The 16,753-nt window shown below is 73.4% G+C and carries 14 protein-coding genes; 10 read left to right on the top strand and 4 right to left on the bottom strand.

Annotation, left to right across the window (positions count from 1 at the left end; translation table 11 throughout):
- Positions 1 to 11 precede the first annotated feature (11 nt).
- Genes ASC82_RS01365 through ASC82_RS01350 form a run of 4 tightly spaced genes read left to right on the top strand, consistent with a single transcriptional unit; the run spans position 12 to position 4,355 of the window.
- Positions 12 to 1,724, top strand: a complete 1,713-nt coding sequence (locus tag ASC82_RS01365; RefSeq protein ID WP_056640206.1) for an ABC transporter ATP-binding protein — start codon at positions 12 to 14, stop codon at positions 1,722 to 1,724.
- A complete protein-coding gene (locus tag ASC82_RS01360) occupies positions 1,721 to 3,598 on the top strand; it encodes an ABC transporter ATP-binding protein (RefSeq protein WP_056640203.1) in 1,878 nt (625 codons plus the stop codon). The genes ASC82_RS01365 and ASC82_RS01360 overlap by 4 nt, the downstream gene beginning before the upstream one ends.
- Positions 3,599 to 3,618: 20 nt before the next feature.
- Positions 3,619 to 3,945, top strand: a complete 327-nt coding sequence (gene cutA / locus ASC82_RS01355; RefSeq protein ID WP_056641412.1) for a divalent-cation tolerance protein CutA — start codon at positions 3,619 to 3,621, stop codon at positions 3,943 to 3,945.
- Positions 3,942 to 4,355, top strand: coding sequence for a gamma-glutamylcyclotransferase family protein (locus ASC82_RS01350; RefSeq protein WP_056640200.1), 414 nt, complete (start codon positions 3,942 to 3,944; stop codon positions 4,353 to 4,355). Before cutA ends, ASC82_RS01350 begins: the two co-directional genes overlap by 4 nt.
- Here the strand turns inward: ASC82_RS01350 and ASC82_RS01345 are convergent.
- The 3 genes from ASC82_RS01345 to ASC82_RS01335 form a co-directional block, all read right to left on the bottom strand.
- The gene (locus tag ASC82_RS01345; RefSeq protein WP_056640196.1) at positions 4,318 to 6,402 is read right to left on the bottom strand and encodes a molybdopterin oxidoreductase family protein; all 2,085 of its coding nucleotides are present in this window, start codon (positions 6,400 to 6,402) and stop codon (positions 4,318 to 4,320) included. The two genes, ASC82_RS01350 and ASC82_RS01345, sit on opposite strands and share 38 nt — an antisense overlap.
- Positions 6,403 to 6,477: 75 nt before the next feature.
- Positions 6,478 to 7,161 carry an ElyC/SanA/YdcF family protein gene (locus ASC82_RS01340; RefSeq protein WP_056640193.1) on the bottom strand — a complete coding sequence of 228 codons (684 nt, stop codon included), beginning with the start codon at positions 7,159 to 7,161 and terminating at the stop codon, positions 6,478 to 6,480.
- A gap of 31 nt (positions 7,162 to 7,192) precedes the next feature.
- Positions 7,193 to 7,915, bottom strand: coding sequence for an aquaporin (locus ASC82_RS01335; RefSeq protein WP_056640190.1), 723 nt, complete (start codon positions 7,913 to 7,915; stop codon positions 7,193 to 7,195).
- A gap of 80 nt (positions 7,916 to 7,995) precedes the next feature.
- Here ASC82_RS01335 and ASC82_RS01330 point away from each other — a divergent pair, with 80 nt between their 5' ends.
- The 6 genes from ASC82_RS01330 (at position 7,996) to ASC82_RS01305 (ending at position 15,488) form a co-directional block, all read left to right on the top strand.
- The gene (locus tag ASC82_RS01330) at positions 7,996 to 8,682 is read left to right on the top strand and encodes a hypothetical protein (protein ID WP_056640187.1); all 687 of its coding nucleotides are present in this window, start codon (positions 7,996 to 7,998) and stop codon (positions 8,680 to 8,682) included.
- Positions 8,683 to 8,771: 89 nt separating this feature from the next.
- On the top strand, positions 8,772 to 9,692 hold the full coding sequence (locus ASC82_RS01325; protein WP_079038973.1) for a sirohydrochlorin chelatase: 921 nt from the start codon (positions 8,772 to 8,774) through the stop codon (positions 9,690 to 9,692).
- 35 nt (positions 9,693 to 9,727) lie between these two features.
- Positions 9,728 to 11,056, top strand: a complete 1,329-nt coding sequence (locus ASC82_RS01320; RefSeq protein WP_242427515.1) for a deoxyguanosinetriphosphate triphosphohydrolase — start codon at positions 9,728 to 9,730, stop codon at positions 11,054 to 11,056.
- Between the two features lie 143 nt (positions 11,057 to 11,199).
- On the top strand, positions 11,200 to 12,459 hold the full coding sequence (locus ASC82_RS01315; RefSeq protein ID WP_056640184.1) for an FAD-dependent oxidoreductase: 1,260 nt from the start codon (positions 11,200 to 11,202) through the stop codon (positions 12,457 to 12,459).
- A gap of 17 nt (positions 12,460 to 12,476) precedes the next feature.
- Positions 12,477 to 14,366: a DNA primase gene (dnaG, locus tag ASC82_RS01310; protein ID WP_056640181.1), complete on the top strand. Its 1,890-nt coding sequence runs from the start codon at positions 12,477 to 12,479 to the stop codon at positions 14,364 to 14,366.
- A gap of 78 nt (positions 14,367 to 14,444) precedes the next feature.
- Positions 14,445 to 15,488, top strand: a complete 1,044-nt coding sequence (locus ASC82_RS01305; protein WP_242427514.1) for an RNA polymerase sigma factor — start codon at positions 14,445 to 14,447, stop codon at positions 15,486 to 15,488.
- Here ASC82_RS01305 and ASC82_RS01300 read toward each other — a convergent pair.
- Positions 15,485 to 16,729 (bottom strand): TerD family protein, encoded by a 1,245-nt coding sequence (locus ASC82_RS01300; protein WP_242427513.1) that lies wholly within the window; start codon positions 16,727 to 16,729, stop codon positions 15,485 to 15,487. The genes ASC82_RS01305 and ASC82_RS01300 overlap by 4 nt on opposite strands.
- Positions 16,730 to 16,753: the final 24 nt, after the last annotated feature.

The following is a 16,753-nucleotide window of genomic DNA, read 5'->3' as shown; positions in this document are numbered from 1 at the left end:
GGACCGTCACCATGCTGCTGCGACTCCTCGCCCCCCGCCTCAAGCCCTACCGGGCCCTCCTCGTCCTCCTCGTCCTCCTCCAGCTCGTCCAGTCCCTCGCCTCGCTCGCCCTGCCCACCCTCAACGCCGGAGTCATCGACGAGGGCGTCCTCCGCGGGGACACCGACCGTGTCCTCCGCGGGGGCGCCGAGATGCTCGGCATCACCCTCCTCCAGGCCGCGGCGGCGGCCGCCGCCACCTACACCGGCGCCAGGATCGCCATGGGCGTCGCCCGCGACCTGCGCTCCGAGGTCTTCCGCCGCGTCCAGGACTTCTCCGCCCAGGAGCGGGGCCGCTTCGGCGCCGCCTCCCTCATCACCCGGACCACCAACGACGTCCAGCAGGTCCAGACGTTCACCGTCCTCGTCCTGACGATGCTGGTCGCCGCGCCCCTGCTCTGCTTCGGCGGACTCGCCATGGCCCTGCGCCAGGACGTGCCGCTCGCCCTCGTCCTCTTCCTCTTCCTGCCCGTGATGACCGGCGCCGTCGGCACCGTCGTCCTGCGGATGCGGCCCCTCTTCCGGGGCATGCAGGAGCGCGTCGACCGGGTCAACCGGGTGCTGCGCGAGCAGATCACCGGTGTCCGCGTGGTCCGCGCCTTCGTCCGCGACCGGCACGAGCGGGAACGGTTCGGCGCGGCCAACGACGAACTCCTCACCGTCGGCCTCCGGGCCGGCCGGCTCCAGGCCCTCATGTTCCCGATGGTCCTCGTCATCTGGGAGCTGACGACCGTTGCCCTCATCTACGTCGGCGCCCACCGCATCGAAGGCGGCGACCTCCAGCCCGGCGGGCTCGTCGCCTTCCTCGGCTACCTGCTCCAGACCTCCATGGCCGTGATGATGGTCCTCTTCCTCCTGATGCACATGCCGCGCGCCGAGGTCGGCGCCGAGCGCATCCGCGAGGTCCTCGACACCCCGCTCTCCGTCACCCCGCCCCTCCACCCCGTCCGCGCCCTCGAAGGCTCCGGCCGGCTCGACCTCACGGGCGTCGGATTCCGCTACCCGGGCGCCGAGGAGTCCGTCCTCAAGGACGTCGACCTCGCCGCCGGCCCCGGACGGACCACCGCGATCATCGGCTCCACCGGCAGCGGCAAGTCGACACTCCTCGGGCTCGTCCCGCGGCTCTTCGACGCGACCGGCGGCGAGGTCCTCGTCGACGGCGTCGACGTCCGCGAACTCGATCCCGCCCTGATGCCGCAGAAGCCGTACCTGTTCTCCGGGACGGTGGCGACGAACCTGCGGTACGGGAAGCCCGACGCGAGCGACGAGGAGCTCTGGCACGCCCTGGAGRYCGCCCAGGCCGCCGACTTCGTCCGGGCCCTCGACGACGGCCTCGACGCCCCGGTCGCCCAGGGCGGCACCAACCTCTCCGGCGGCCAGCGGCAGCGGCTCGCCATCGCCCGGGTCCTCGTCGCCCGCCCCCGCATCTACCTCTTCGACGACTCCTTCTCCGCCCTCGACGCCCGCACCGACGCCCTGCTGCGCGAGGCGCTCCGGCGGGAGACGGCCGACTCGACCGTGGTGATCGTCGCCCAGCGGGTCTCCACCATCCGGCACGCCGACCGGATCGTCGTCCTCGACCGGGGCCGGACCGTCGGCACCGGCACCCACGAGTCCCTCATGCGGGACAGCGCCACCTACCGGGAGATCGTCCTCTCCCAGCTCACCGAGGAGGAAGCCGCATGAGTACGGCGACGCCCACCCGCACGACGAACGGATCCTCCGCCGCCCCCGCCCGCAGCGGCCCCCCGCCCCGACAGCGCACCCCCGGCCCCGGCCTCCCCACCCCCGCCCTCGAACGCTCCCTCGCCTTCCGTGCCTCCGGCCTCCGCCTCCTGCGCACCCTCGCCCCCGACAAGGCCTTACTGCTCGCCGTCCTCGCCGTCGGCGCCACGGCCGTCGCCCTCGGCGTCCTCAGCCCCCTCCTCCTCGGCCGCGCCACCGACCTCGTCGTCACCGGCGCCACCGGCCCGGCCGGGGTCGACTTCGCCGCCGTCGGCCGGCTCCTCGCCCTCTCCGCCGCGGTCGTCGCCGGCTCGTCCCTCTTCACCTGGATCCAGCTCCGGATCGCCACCACCGTCGTCCAGCGGGCCGGCCGGCGCCTCCGCGAGCAGGCCCAGCACAAGCTGGGGCGGCTGCCCCTCACGTACTTCGACCGGCAGCAGCGCGGCGAGGTCCTCTCCCGCACCACGAACGACATCGACAACATCACCCAGACCCTCCAGCAGACCTTCAGCCAGATGACCCGCGCCCTGCTGACCCTCATCGGGGTCCTCGCGATGATGTTCTGGATCAGCCCGGTCCTCGCCCTCGTCGCCCTCGCCACCGTGCCCGTCTCGGTCGCCGTCGCCGCCTTCGTCGGACGGCGTGCCCAGCCGCAGTTCGTGAAGCAGTGGGCGGTCACCGGCCGCCTCGGCAGCCACGTCGAGGAGATGATCACCGGTCACACCGAGGTCGTCGCCTTCGGCCGCCGCGCCGAGGCCGTGGACCGCTTCGACGAGCTCGGCGAGGAGCTGTACCGGGCGAGCTTCCGCGCCCAGTTCGTCTCCGGCTTCATCCAGCCCGCGCTGACCTTCGTCGGCAACCTCAACTACGTCGTCCTCGCGGTCGTCGGCGGTCTGCGGGTGGCGAGCGGCACCCTGACCGTCGGCGACGTGCAGGCCTTCATCCAGTACTCGTACGAGTTCAACGGCCCGATCAACCAGGTCGCCGCCATGGCCAACCTCCTCCAGTCCGGAGTGGCCTCCGCCGAGCGGGTCTTCGACCTCCTCGACGCCGACGAGGAGTCCCCGGACCCGGCCCGGCCGGAGCGCCCCGCACAGGTCAAGGGCAGGGTCTCCTTCGAGAAGGTCGCCTTCCGCTACGAGGCCGACAAGCCGCTCGTCGAGGACCTGTCGCTCACCGTGGAGCCCGGCCGGACCGTCGCGATCGTCGGCCCCACGGGCGCCGGCAAGACGACCCTCGTCAACCTCCTCATGCGGTTCTACGAGGTCACCGGCGGCCGGATCACCCTGGACGGCACGGACATCGCGACGATGTCCCGCGAGGACCTGCGGAAGGACATCGGCATGGTCCTCCAGGACACCTGGCTCTTCGGGGGCACCATCGCCGACAACATCGCCTACGGGCTGCCCGGCGAGGTCCCCCGCGAGCGGATCGTCGAGGCTGCGCGGGCCGCGCACGCCGACCGCTTCATCCGGACCCTCCCCGACGGGTACGACACCGTCCTCGACGAGGACGGGGGAGGCCTCAGCGCCGGCGAGAAGCAGCTCGTCACCCTCGCCCGCGCCTTCCTCTCCGAGCCGGTCATCCTCGTCCTCGACGAGGCCACCAGCTCCGTCGACACCCGCACGGAACTCCACGTCCAGCAGGCCATGTCGTCCCTCCGCGCGGGCCGCACCAGCTTCGTCGTCGCCCACCGGCTCTCCACGATCCGCGACGCGGACGTGATCCTGGTGATGGAGAGCGGCTCGATCGCCGAACAGGGCACCCACGACGAACTGCTCGCCGCCGGCGGCGCGTACGCCCGGCTGTACGAAGCCCAGTTCGCGGCGGCGTGAACGCTCAGTACGGTGAGGGCGTGACCACTCTCGCCCTCACCGTCCTCACGACCACCGACAGCCACGAGAAGGCCGAGGCGCTCGCGCGCGGCGCCGTCGAGGCCCGTCTCGCCGCCTGCGCCCAGATCTCCGGGCCCGTCACCTCCGTCTACCACTGGCAGCGGGCGATCGAGACCGCCGAGGAGTGGCAGGTCGTGTTCAAGACCACCGAAGCCCGCTACGAGGCCCTGGAGGACCACCTCCTCGCCGCCCACGACTACGACACCCCGGAGATCATCGCCACCCCCGTCGTCCGGGCCTCCTCCGCCTACCTGGCCTGGCTCGGCAGGGAGGTGGCGCACCCGTGACCGCGCCATCGGCCCTCCCCTTCTTCGTCTACGGGACGCTGCGCCCCGGCGCGTACAACCACGACCGGCTGCTCCTCGGCCGGACGATCGCAGAGGAGGAGGCCAGGCTCCCGGGCGCCCTCCTGCACGACGGCCCCGGCTACCCGTACGCGGTGCCGGGGGAGGGCACGGTCACGGGCACGCTCGTGACGGCGGCGCCCGAGGCGTACGGCGAACTGCTCGGCGCACTCGACCGGATGGAGGGCGACGCCGGGTACGAGCGGACCGCCGTCGAGACGGTCCGGCTCCGCGACGGCGAGACGGTCCGGGCCTGGACGTACGTCGCGAGCCCGGAGACGGAACTCGGCCCGCTCATCCCCACCGGAGACTGGTTCAGGCGTCCCGTTCCAGACGGACCGCGCACACCTTGAACTCGGGCATCCGGGAGACCGGGTCCAGTGCCGGATTGACCAGCGTGTTCGCCCGGCCCTCGCCCGCCCAGTGGAACGGCATGAAGACGGTGTCCGGCCGGATCGCCGTCGTGATCCGGGCCGGCGCGACGGCCCGCCCGCGCCGCGAGACCACCGCGAGCCGCTCGCCCTCGGCCACCCCGAGCCGCTCGGCGAGCCGCGGGTGGAGCTCCACGAAGGGCCCGGGCGCCGCCGCGTTCAGCTCGGCGACCCGCCGCGTCTGCGCCCCCGACTGGTACTGGGACACGACCCGGCCCGTGGTGAGGACCACCGGGTACTCGGCGTCCGTCTCCTCCGCCGCCGGCCGGTGCACCACCGGCACGAACCGGGCCCGCCCGTCGGGGGTCGCGAACCGGTCGAGGAAGAGCCGGGGCGTACCGCCGTGGTCCTCGTCGGGACAGGGCCAGAAGACGCCCTGCTCCTCCTCGATCCGCCGGTAGCTGATGCCCGCGTAGTCGGCGGGCCCGCCGGCCGAGGCGCGCCGCAGCTCGTCGAAGACCTCCTCGGGGTCGGCGGAGAAACCCTTCTCCCAGCCGAGCAGCCCGGCGAGCCCCCGCAGCGCCTCCAGGTCGCTGCGGACCCCGGCCGGCGGGGTGAGCGCGCGGCGGCGCAGCAGCACCCGGCCCTCCAGGTTGGTCATCGTCCCGGTCTCCTCGGCCCACTGCGTGACGGGCAGGACGACGTCGGCGAGGGCGGCGGTCTCGGAGAGCACGACGTCGGCGACGGCGAGGAAGTCGAGCGAGCGCAGCCGCCCCTCGACGTGCGCGGCGCGGGGCGCGGAGACGACCGGGTTGGAGCCCATGAGGAGCAGGGCCTTCACGTCGCCGCCGAGCGCGTCGAGGAGCTCGTACGCACTCCGCCCCGGCCCCGGCAGCGAATCCGGGTCCACGCCCCACACCCCGGCGACGTGCGCGCGGGCGGCCGGGTCGTCGAGCTTGCGGTAGCCGGGCAGCTGGTCGGCCTTCTGGCCGTGTTCCCGGCCGCCCTGGCCGTTGCCCTGGCCGGTGAGGCAGCCGTAGCCGCTCAGCGGCCGGCCCGCCCTTCCGGTGGCGAGGCACAGGTTGATCCAGGCGCCGACGGTGTCCGTGCCCTTGGACTGCTGCTCGGGGCCGCGCGCGGTCAGCACCATGCCGCTGCCGGCGTCGCAGAACATCGCGACCGCCTCGCGCAGCTCCGGCACGGAGACCCCGGTGATCCGCTCGACCTGCTCGGGCCAGTGCGCCATGGCCCCGGCGCGGGCCGCCGCCCAGCCGGTGGTGCGCTCCTCTACGAACTCCTCGTCCACCCGGCCCTCGGCCACGACGAGATGGAGCATGCCGAGGGCGAGCGCGAGGTCGGTGCCGGGTCGCGGGGCGAGGTGGAGGTCGGCCTGCTCGGCGGTGCGGGTGCGGCGCGGGTCGACGACGATCAGCTTCCCGCCGTTCTCCCTCAGCTCGGTGAGGTAGCGCAGGGCGGGCGGCATGGTCTCGGCGAGGTTGGAGCCGACGAGGATCACGCAGCCGGTCCGGGGGATGTCCTCCAGCGGGAAGGGGAGTCCCCGGTCGAGGCCGAAGGCCCTGCCGTGCGCGGCGGCGGCGGACGACATGCAGAAGCGCCCGTTGTAGTCGATCTGCGAGGTCCCGAGGACGAGCCGGGCGAACTTCCCCAGCGTGTACGCCTTCTCGTTGGTGAGCCCGCCGCCGCCGAAGACCCCCACGGCATCGGCACCGTGGTCGGCGCGGGTCCGGCGCAGTCCGTCGGCGACGGCGGCGAGCGCCTCCTCCCAGGTCGCGGGCCGCAGATCCCCCGTGTCAGGGCATCGGACCAGGGGCTCGGTGAGCCGGACCCGGGAGGAGAGTACGGCGGGGGCGGTGCGGCCCTTGCCGCACAGCGCGCCCCGGTTGACGGGGAAATCGGTCCGGTCGACCACCTCGACGGGCAGCTCGGGGGAGCCGGTGGGGCGGAGCGACATGCCGCACTGCAGGGCGCAGTAGGGGCAGTGGGTCGGGACGGCGGTGGCGTCGGACATGCCGCCAGCGTGGGTCAGGCGTGTTACGCGGGGCGGCGCCCCGTATTACGGGAGCGGTGCCATGCCCTCCGTTCCCTACGGCTTCCGAGGTGAGGCCAGCGCCTCGGTGACGCCCTTCTCCCGCGGGCCGAGGAACTGCGGATCCGGCCGCAGGGCTGCGTCGAGGGAGGCCTTGCCGGCCGCGAACAGCTCCCGGGTGGTGCCGTAGTACCAGGTGCGGTCGCGGGGTTCGGCGACCCCGACCCCGTACGCGTCGACGCCCGCCCGGCCGCACAGGGCGACGGCCCGCTTGATGTGGAAGTCCTGGGTGACGAGGACGGCCCGGTCGACGCCGAAGACCTTCTTGGCGCGGACGCAGGAGTCCCAGGTGTCGAAGCCCGCGTAGTCGCTGACGATCCGCTCCTCTGGCACCCCGCGCTCGGCGAGGTAGGCGCGCATGGCGCTGGGCTCGTCGTACGCGGTCCTGCTGTTGTCCCCGGTGACGAGCAGGACCCGGACCTTGCCCGTGCGGTACAGCTCGGCGGCCGTGTCGAGGCGGTGCGCGAGGTACGGGGTGGGGCGCCCCTTCCACAGCCCGGCGCCGAAGACGACGGCGACGTCCCGGGCGGGCACGTCGGCGGTCGTCCGCAGCCGGGGCTCGGCGACCGTGTGCATCCAGGTCGCCGGGGCGAGTGCGAGGACGGCGCCGAGCATGAGGGCCTGGACGGTGCGGCGACGGCCCCGCGTCGTGCGGGGCCACCGGATCGGCCGTGCCGGCATGCGGGAACCTCCAGGGCTGGGTGTGGTGCTGTCACCCCGTCCGACGCGGATCGGGGGACTTCGGTTCGCCGGAGGGCCCGCGTGTTCCGTACAACACACCGGCCAGGACCATCCCGAGCAGCATGCCGAGCAGCTGCGCGGCGGCGTAGGAGGGGACGGAGCCGGGGGCGATCCCGGTGAAGGAGTCGGAGAAGGCGCGGCCGAGGGTGGCCGCCGGATTGGCGAAGGAGCCGGAGGAGGTGAACCAGATCGCCGCCCCGATGTAGCCCGCGACGGCGACCGGCGCGAGACCGGGGCGGCCGATGTGGCGCAGGCCCTGCACGACGAGGACGAGCCCGGCGGTGGCGACGGCCTCGCCGAGCAGGAGGTGCAGCGCCGAGCGGGGCTCGGTGGCCCAGGCGCCGGGCGCCCGCCCGAACATGGCCTCGGCGAGCAGGGCGCCGGCGACCGCGCCCGCGAGCTGGGCGCCGATGTAGGCGAGCACCTCGCGCCCGCCGCCCCCGGGGCGCCGGGACCACCACTCGGAGAGGGTCACGACGGGGTTGAAGTGGGCGCCGGAGAGCGGACCGATGAGGGCGATGAGCAGGCCGAGGCCGAGGGCGGAGGCGGCGGCGTTGGCGAGCAGGCGGACGCCGATGTCCTGGCTGAGGGAGTCGGCGCGGATGCCGGAGCCGACGATGACGGCGACGAGGGAGGCGGTGCCGATGAACTCGGCGGCGGCGCGCCGGGGGAGCGCGGGCGGGGACATTCTCATGGTGGAAAATATATTCCGCAGAACGGAATGCAGGAAGAAATAGGGAGGCGGGAATCCCGGCGCACCCCTACGATCCGCCCATGATCATCGACGCCGTCCGCAACAACGCCGAGTGGTGCCAGGCCATGTGCCACGCCCACGGACACCCCGGCACCTTCGGGCCCCGCGCCTGGACCAACGGCCGCCGCACCCCGCTCTACTACCCGGACGGCGTGACGCTGACCGAGGACGCGACCGCGGCGGACGTCCTGGCCGGCATCGACCGGACCACCCCCGGAGCCTCCGTCAAGGACAGCTTCGCCCGCCTCGACCTCGCCTCCGAGGGCTTCCGGCTGCTCTTCGAGGCGAGCTGGATCCACCGGCCCGCGGGCCTCCCCGCCCCCGCCGCCACCGGCGACTGGCGCCCCGTCCGCACCCCGGAGGAGCTCTCCGCCTGGGCCCTCGCCTGGAGCGGCGACGACGCCGACGACGCGGCGCTCTTCCGCCCCGAACTCCTCGCCGACCCGGCGACGACGATCGTCGCGGGATACGCCGCCGACGGCCGGATCCTCGGAGGCGCGGTCCTCAGCGAGAGCGCAGGTGTCACCGGCGTGACCAACCTCTTCGCCACGGGAGACACCGACCCGTCCCACATCTGGGCGGGCGCCCTCGCCGCCGCCCCGGTCGACCGCCCCGTCGTCGGCTACGAGTCCGGCGGCGACCTGCCTCCCGCACTCGCCGCGGGCTTCGAGGAGATCGGCCCGCTGCGGGTCTGGCTGGGCGCCTGACACCGTCCGGGCTGCCCGCGTGAGGCCATGGCAACCAGTCGTGACCCCCGCGCAACGGGCAGGCAACGTGCCGCCTTCAGGATCGGTGCATGACGGAGCCGGACAGCACGTTCGACAGCGCCGCCGAGCTGCTCGGCAGGATCACCGAGCAGCTCGGGACCCAGCTCGGCCACGTGCATCCGTACGGCCGTCGGCCGCGGAAGCACGACGAGGAGGCACGCCCACCGATGAACGTCCCCACCCTCGTCCCGCCCGCCGCCGCCCGCGCGGCAACCGCCCCGACCCTCGTCGCCGTCGGACACGGCAGCCGCGACCCCCGCGCCCGCGCCACCCTGAGCCGCCTCCTCGACCGGGTCCGCGAGCTGCGCCCCGGGCTCGACGTGCGCCTCGCCCACATCGAGCTGAACGCACCCCTCCTCGACGACACCCTCGCCGGACTCGCCGCCGAAGGCCGGGACGCCGTCCTCGTACCCCTCCTCTTCGCCCCCGGCCACCACGTCACCCACGACCTCCCCGCCGCCCTCGCCGCCGCGCCCGGCCTCCGGGCCCGGGTCGCCGAGCCGCTCGGCGCCCACCCCCTCCTCGTCGAGGCCCTCGCCGACCGGCTCGCCCAGGCCGGCTGGAGCCCCGCGGACGGCACCTCCCCGGCCACCGGCGTCGTCCTCGCCTCCGCCGGCTCCCGCGACCCCCGGTCCGGCGCCGAGATCCGCCGCATCGCCACCCTCCTCGGCGAGCGCCTCGGCGGCGTGCCCGTCCTCCCCGCGTACGCCTCCGCCGCCGCGCCCACCGTCCCCGAGGCCGTCCGCGCCCTCGCCGCCCGGGGCCGCCACCGCGTCGCCGTCGCCTCCTGCTTCACCGCCCCCGGCCTCTTCGCGACCCGCGCCGCCGCCCACGCCCCCTGGATCGCCGCCGACCCGCTCGGCGCCCACCCCGCCCTCGCCCGCCTCGTCCTCCACCGCTACGACCGGGTCCGCACCCGCCTCCCCGCGAGGGAACTCGCCGCCATCTGAGCTCTTCTGTCGGTCCCTCCGGTTACCGTCGACGCATGGAAGGCATCGAAGGCACCGAAGACACCAAGGGCAGCGCGGACACCACCGACACCCCCGGCTACGACCGGGCCGCGACCGAGCGCTGGGCGCCCGAACCCGACAAGCGCCCCGGCCGCACCGCCTTCCAACGCGACCGCGCCCGCGTGCTGCACTCCTCCGCGCTGCGCAGGCTCGCCGGCAAGACCCAGGTCGTCACCCCCGGCACCCGCAGCCACGCCTGGGACGCCAGCCCCCGCACCCGGCTCACCCACTCCCTGGAGTGCGCCCAGGTCGGCCGCGAGCTCGGCGCCGCCCTCGGCTGCGACCCCGACCTCGTCGAGGCCGCCTGCCTCTCCCACGACATGGGCCACCCGCCCTTCGGGCACAACGGCGAGCAGGCGCTCAACGACGTCGCCAAGGACTGCGGCGGCTTCGAGGGGAACGCCCAGTCGCTCCGCCTCCTCACCCGCATCGAGCCCAAGCGCTTCGTGAAGGACGCGGACGGCGAGCTCGTCAGCGTCGGGCTCAACCTCACCCGGGCGGCCCTCGACGCCGCCACCAAGTACCCCTGGCCGCGCGCCGGCCACCCCACCGACCCCGGCTCGCCCAAGTTCGGCGTGTACGAGGACGACCTCCCCGTCTTCGAATGGATCCGGGAGGGCGCCCCCACCCACCGCAAGTGCTTCGAGGCCCAGGTGATGGACTGGTCCGACGACGTCGCCTACTCCGTCCACGACTTCGAGGACGGCCTGCACGCCGGCCACATCGACCCCAACATGCTCTTCGCCGAGCCCGAGCGCGCCGACATCTGGTCCGTCGCCATCGGCCGCTACGTCCCCGAGGACACCGACCCCCAGGAGCTCGCCGAGGCCCTCGACCGGCTCATCGACCAGGAGTGGTGGCCGCACGGCTACGACGGCTCGGCCGTCGCCCAGGCCCGCCTCAAGGACGCCACCAGCCAGCTCATCGGCCGCCTCTGCCTCGCCGCCGAGGGCGCCACCCGACAGGCCTTCGGCTCCGGCCGCCTCACCCGGTACGGCGCCGAGCTCGTCGTCCCCCGCGAGGCGCGCAACGAATGCGCCGTCCTCAAGGCCGTCGCCGACCGGTACGTGATGCAGCGCGCCGAGCAGGAGGCCCTCCGCGCCGACCAGCGCATCGTCGTCGCCGAACTCGCCGAGGCCCTCGTCGTCCGCGCCCCCGACGGCCTCGAACCGCAGTTCCGGGCCGCCTTCGACGCGGCCCGCGACGACCGCGCCCGCAAGCGCGTCATCGTCGACCAGATCGCCAACCTCACCGACGCCTCCGCCCGCGCCCTCCACGCCCGCCTCCGCCCCCACCACGCGTAGGGCCTGCCCGCCGCGCGTGCGTGCGGGCGGTCTTCCCTCACCACCTTCCGTGCGGGACGCTCGCATGCACGCCCCGAGGCGGTACGGCCCGACGAACGCCCGGGGGCGTAGGTTGGAACCGGTCGCAACGAGGAGGAAACGACGTGGTCGACGCAGATCAGACCTTTGTCATCGTCGGCGGGGGCCTGGCAGGGGCCAAAGCGGCGGAGACACTGCGCGCCGAGGGGTTCAACGGCCGGGTGATCCTCATCGGCGACGAACGCGACCACCCCTACGAGCGCCCACCCCTCTCCAAGGGCTACCTCACCGGCGCCAAGGAACGCGACAGCGTCTTCGTCCACGAGGCCGCCTGGTACGCGGCGAACGACGTCGAGCTGCACCTCGGCCAGTCCGTCACCGCCGTCGACCGCGAGGCCCGCACGGTCCGCCTCGGCGACGGCACCGTCATCCGCTACGACAAGCTGCTCCTCGCCACCGGCGCCGAGCCGCGCCGCCTCGACGTCCCCGGCACCGAGCTCGCCGGCGTCCACCACCTGCGCCGGCTCGCCCACGCCGACCGGCTCCGCCAGGTCCTCGCGTCCCTCGGCCGGGACAACGGCCACCTGGTGATCGCCGGCGCCGGCTGGATCGGCCTGGAGGTCGCCGCCGCCGCCCGCGGCTACGGCGCCGAGGTCACCGTCGTCGAGTACGAGCCCACCCCGCTCCACCGCGTCCTCGGCCCCGAGCTCGGCCAGCTCTTCGCCGACCTCCACACCGACCACGGCGTCCGCTTCCACTTCGGCGTGAAGCTCACCGAGATCGTCGGCCAGGACGGCATGGTCCTCGCCGTCCGCACCGACGACGGCGAGGAGCACCCCGCGCACGCCGTGCTCGCCGCGATCGGCGCCGCCCCCCGCACCGCCCTCGCCGAGAACTCCGGGCTCGCCCTCGTCGACCGGGCCGACGGCGGCGGCGTCGCCGTCGACGAGTCGCTGCGCACCTCCGACCCCGACATCTACGCCGCGGGCGACGTCGCCGCCGCCCACCACCCGCTGCTCCACACCCGGCTCCGCGTCGAGCACTGGGCCAACGCCCTCAACGGCGGCCCGGCCGCCGCCCGCGCCATGCTCGGGCAGACCGTCTCCTACGACCGGGTGCCCTACTTCTTCTCCGACCAGTACGACCTGGGCATGGAGTACTCCGGCTGGGCGCCCCCGGGCACGTACGACCAGGTCGTCGTCCGCGGCGACACCGGCAAGCGCGAGTTCATCGCCTTCTGGCTGAAGGAGGGCCGGGTCCTCGCGGGCATGAACGTGAATGTGTGGGACGTCACAGAGCCGATCCAGCAGCTCATCCGTTCCCGTACGGCCGTGGACCCGGAGGCCCTCGCCGACCCCTCCGTACCTCTGGAGTCACTGGTCTGAGCCCGTAGACTTCATGCGTGGCAGGCAGGATCAACGATGACGACGTGAAGGCGGTCCGGGACGCGGTCCCGATCGACGCCGTCGTGTCCGAGTACCTCCAGCTGCGCAACGCGGGCGGCGGCAACCTCAAGGGCCTCTGCCCCTTCCACGACGAGAAGTCGCCCTCCTTCCAGGTCAGCCCCAGCAAGGGTCTCTTCCACTGCTTCGGCTGCCAGGAAGGCGGCGACACCCTCGCCTTCGTGATGAAGATCGACCACCTCTCCTTCTCGGAGACGGTCGAGCGCCTCGCCGCGAAGGCGGGCATCACCCTGCGGTACGAGGAAGGCGGCTACAACCCCGGCCACCAGCGCGGGGAGCGCATCCGCCTCGTCGAGGCCCACAAGGTCGCCACCCAGTTCTACATCGACCAACTCGACTCGCCCGAGGCCGAGATCGGCCGCAAGTTCCTCGCCGAGCGCGGCTTCGACCAGGCCGCCGCCGCCCACTTCGGCGTCGGCTACTCGCCGGCCGGCTGGGACCACCTCACCCGCTTCCTCCGCGGCAAGGGCTTCTCCGACAAGGAACTGATCCTCTCCGGCCTCTCCCAGGACGGCCGCCGCGGCCCCATCGACCGCTTCCGCGGCCGCCTCATGTGGCCGATCAGGGACGTCGGCGGCGACGTCGTCGGCTTCGGCGCGCGCAAGCTCCGCGACGACGACAACGGCCCCAAGTACCTCAACACGCCCGAGACGCCGATCTACAAGAAGTCCCAGGTGCTCTACGGCGTCGACCTGGCCAAGAAGGACATCGCCAAGGTCAGCCGGGCCGTCGTCGTCGAGGGCTACACCGACGTCATGGCCTGCCACCTCGCCGGCGTCACCACCGCCATCGCCACCTGCGGCACCGCCTTCGGCGGCGACCACATCAAGATCCTCCGCCGCCTCCTCATGGACAACGGCTCGGCCCGCGTCATCTTCACCTTCGACGGCGACGCCGCCGGCCAGAAGGCCGCCCTGCGCGCCTTCGAGGACGACCAGAAGTTCGCCGCCGAGACGTACATCGCCATCGCCCCCGACGGCATGGACCCCTGCGAACTGCGGCTCGCCAAGGGCGACCAGGCCGTCGTCGAACTCGTCCAGCCCCGCACCCCCCTCTTCGAGTTCGCGCTCCGCCAGATCGTGAAGCGCTACGACCTGGAGACCCCGGCCGGCCGCGCCGCCGCCCTCGACGAGGCCGCCCCCGTCGTCGCCCGCATCAAGAACATCGGCGCGCAGCACGAGGTCGCCGTCCAGCTCGCCGGCATGCTCGGCATCCTCGACACCCAGTTCGTCGTCAAGCGGGTCGCACAGCTCGCCCGCTGGGCCCGCGACCGTGGCGGCAAGGGCCCCGCGCAGCCGGCCCCGCAGCGCGGCTACGACACCCCGGCCCCGGCGGCCGCCGCCTCCGGCCCCGCGCTCAACCTGCGCAGCCCCGCCCACCGCACCGAGCGCGAACTCCTCAAGCTCGCCCTCCAGCGCCCCGAACTGGTCTCCCCGGCCTTCGACGCGTACGGCATCGACGAGTTCACCGCCCCGCCCTACGCGGCCGTCCGCCAGTGCGTCCAGGACGCCGGCGGCGCCACCGGCGCCCCCGCCGACTACCTCGACGCCGTCCGCGAGGCCGCCCCCAACGACGGCGTCCGCGCGCTCGTCACCGAGCTCGCCGTCGAGACGATCTTCGCCAAGAACGTCGACGAGGCCTACGCGGGCGACCAGCTCGTCACCGTCCGGCTCCGCGCCGTCGACCGCCGCATCCGCGACGTCCAGGGCACCCTGGCCCGGCTCGGCGCCAACGGCGACCCGGAACAGCTCGCGGCCGTGCAGAACGAGCTGTGGGTCCTCACCCAGTACGGGCAGTCCCTGCGGAACAACGGCGCAGCGGCCCTCTGACGCACGTTCCGTCACCCGGCGGATTCAAAAAGTCACCGCACGCCCCTCGTGGCGGCGATGTGTCGTACCCCACACTGGATGACGGTGCCGTTCCGCCCCACCTGGAGGTCGCCCGCCGTGCAGACCGAGATCCAGACCACCGAACCGGACGAGCAGGCCGAACTCCCCGAGGTCCCGGTCCAGCGGCGCCGGACGGACCTCGGCGGCAACGGGCCCTCCTCCGACCTCTTCCGCCAGTACCTCCGCGAGATCGGACGCATCCCGCTCCTCAGCGCCGAAGAGGAGGTCGACCTGGCCCGGCGCGTCGAGGCCGGACTCTTCGCCGAGGAGAAACTCGCCAACACCCCCGACCTGGACAGCCGGTTGGCGAGCGACCTGGACCGGCTCGTCGTCCTCGGCCGGATCGCCAAACGCAAACTCATCGAGGCCAACCTCCGCCTCGTCGTCTCCGTCGCCAAACGATACGTCGGCCGCGGCCTCACCATGCTCGACCTCGTCCAGGAGGGAAACCTCGGCCTCATCAGGGCCGTCGAGAAGTTCGACTACGCGCGCGGCTACAAGTTCTCCACGTACGCGACCTGGTGGATCCGCCAGGCGATGTCCCGGGCCCTCGCCGACCAGGCCCGGACCATCCGCGTCCCCGTGCACGTCGTCGAACTCATCAACCGCGTCATCCGCGTCCAGCGCCGCATGCTCCAGGAGCGGGGGTACGAACCCACCGCCGAGGAGGTCGCCGCCCAGCTCGACCTGGCCCCCGAACGGGTCGGCGAGGTCCTCCGCCTCGCCCAGGAACCGGTCTCCCTGCACGCCCCCGTCGGCGAGGAGGAGGACGTCGCCCTCGGCGACCTCATCGAGGACGGCGACGCCGCGTCACCCGTCGAGTCCGCCGCCTTCCTGCTGCTCCGCCGCCACCTGGAGGACGTGCTCTCCACCCTCGGCGAGCGCGAACGGAAGGTCGTCCAGCTCCGCTACGGCCTCGACGACGGCAGGCCCCGCACCCTGGAGGAGATAGGCCGCATCTTCGGCGTGACGCGCGAACGCATCCGCCAGATCGAGTCCAAGACCCTCAACAAACTGCGGGACCACGCGTACGCGGACCAGCTGCGGGGGTATCTCGACTAGAACCCCGTTTCGCGGACGGTGAGGGTCCAGGGGCCGTCCGCCTGCAGGAGCAGCAGCATGGGACCCGCCGGGATCGGGACGGTGTGCCGACCCTTGCCGTCGGGTGAGTTCAGGACCAGGGTGTGCGGACCGGTCAAGTCCGTCTGCCCGGCGACCTCGTAGCCGTTGATGCCGATGTAGCCGCCGTTCGTCTCCGGGTCGCCCTCGAAGTCCACCTGGAGGTCGGCCGGTCCGCCCGTGTACAGCAGGGCCTCGAAGCAATACCCCCGGATCGTTCCCTCCAGCCGGCGGGCGGCGGCGACGGGCCTCACCCGCAGGGTCCACTCGTTGTCGGCTTGGAGACGCATCCGCAGGGGGCGGCCCTCGGGAGCCAGGGTGACCCGGCTGCCCCGGAAATCGGGCAGGGTCGAATTGAAGATGTAGCGCTGGCTCTTGTTCCGCTCGTCGAGCGGGTTGAGGCCGACGTAGCCGCCGCCCTTGTGCGCGAGCTCGACGAGGACGGGACCGGCGGGGACACGGGAGTCCGCGGTGATGACGTCGTTCGCGCGGCCTGTGACGGTGAACGGCTCGAAGACCGGACCGAAGTCCCAACCCTCGGCGCTCCGGTGCTTCCGCTCGACAGGCGGGAAGGCCGGCAAGCCCGGTACATCCGGCGTACCCGCGACTCCCGCCGCGACCGGCGTTCCGTGGTGCTTCCTGTACGGGGACGGCGCGTGCGTCGGCGGCACCTTGGCGACACTCGTCAGCGGGACAGGGCCGGCGGCCGGCGGAGCCACCGGTTCCGCGACCGGCTCCTCCTCGGCGACCTCGACCCCGTACGCCGTGACGAGCTCCGCGAGCCCGGAGGCGTACCCCTTCCCGATCCCGGTGAACTTCCAGCCGCCCGACTCGCGGAAGAACTCACCGAACACGACGGCCTTCGCGTCGTCCGGGCGCGCGATCAGCCACGCGACGACCACCTGCCTGTCCGGGGCCATCGCGGCCAGCGAGCCGGAGACCGCCGGACCGGCGATCACGATGCGCTCGACCTCCGGCTCCACCTCGTGCAGCGCGAGGGAGAGCGACCGCTTCGTGTGCCGCACCGCGCCGGACGGGTGGACGGGCTGGCCCTCGAAGACCATGTCCGCGTCCCCGCGGACCCGGCCGTCCGCGCCGAGCAGCAGCGCCGATATGCCCTCGCTCCCGACGCCGACCAGAAGGGTGACCGACGGCACCCAGGAACTCTCGCTTGTGTGACCCATGCCGCACATCATGCGGCACGGGTC

This window comes from Streptomyces sp. Root431 (assembly GCF_001426585.1).
Lineage (GTDB): Bacteria > Actinomycetota > Actinomycetes > Streptomycetales > Streptomycetaceae > Streptomyces > Streptomyces stackebrandtii.
The sequence above is the reverse complement of the archived record's forward strand: the minus strand, read 5'-3'. Positions and strand labels throughout refer to the sequence as shown.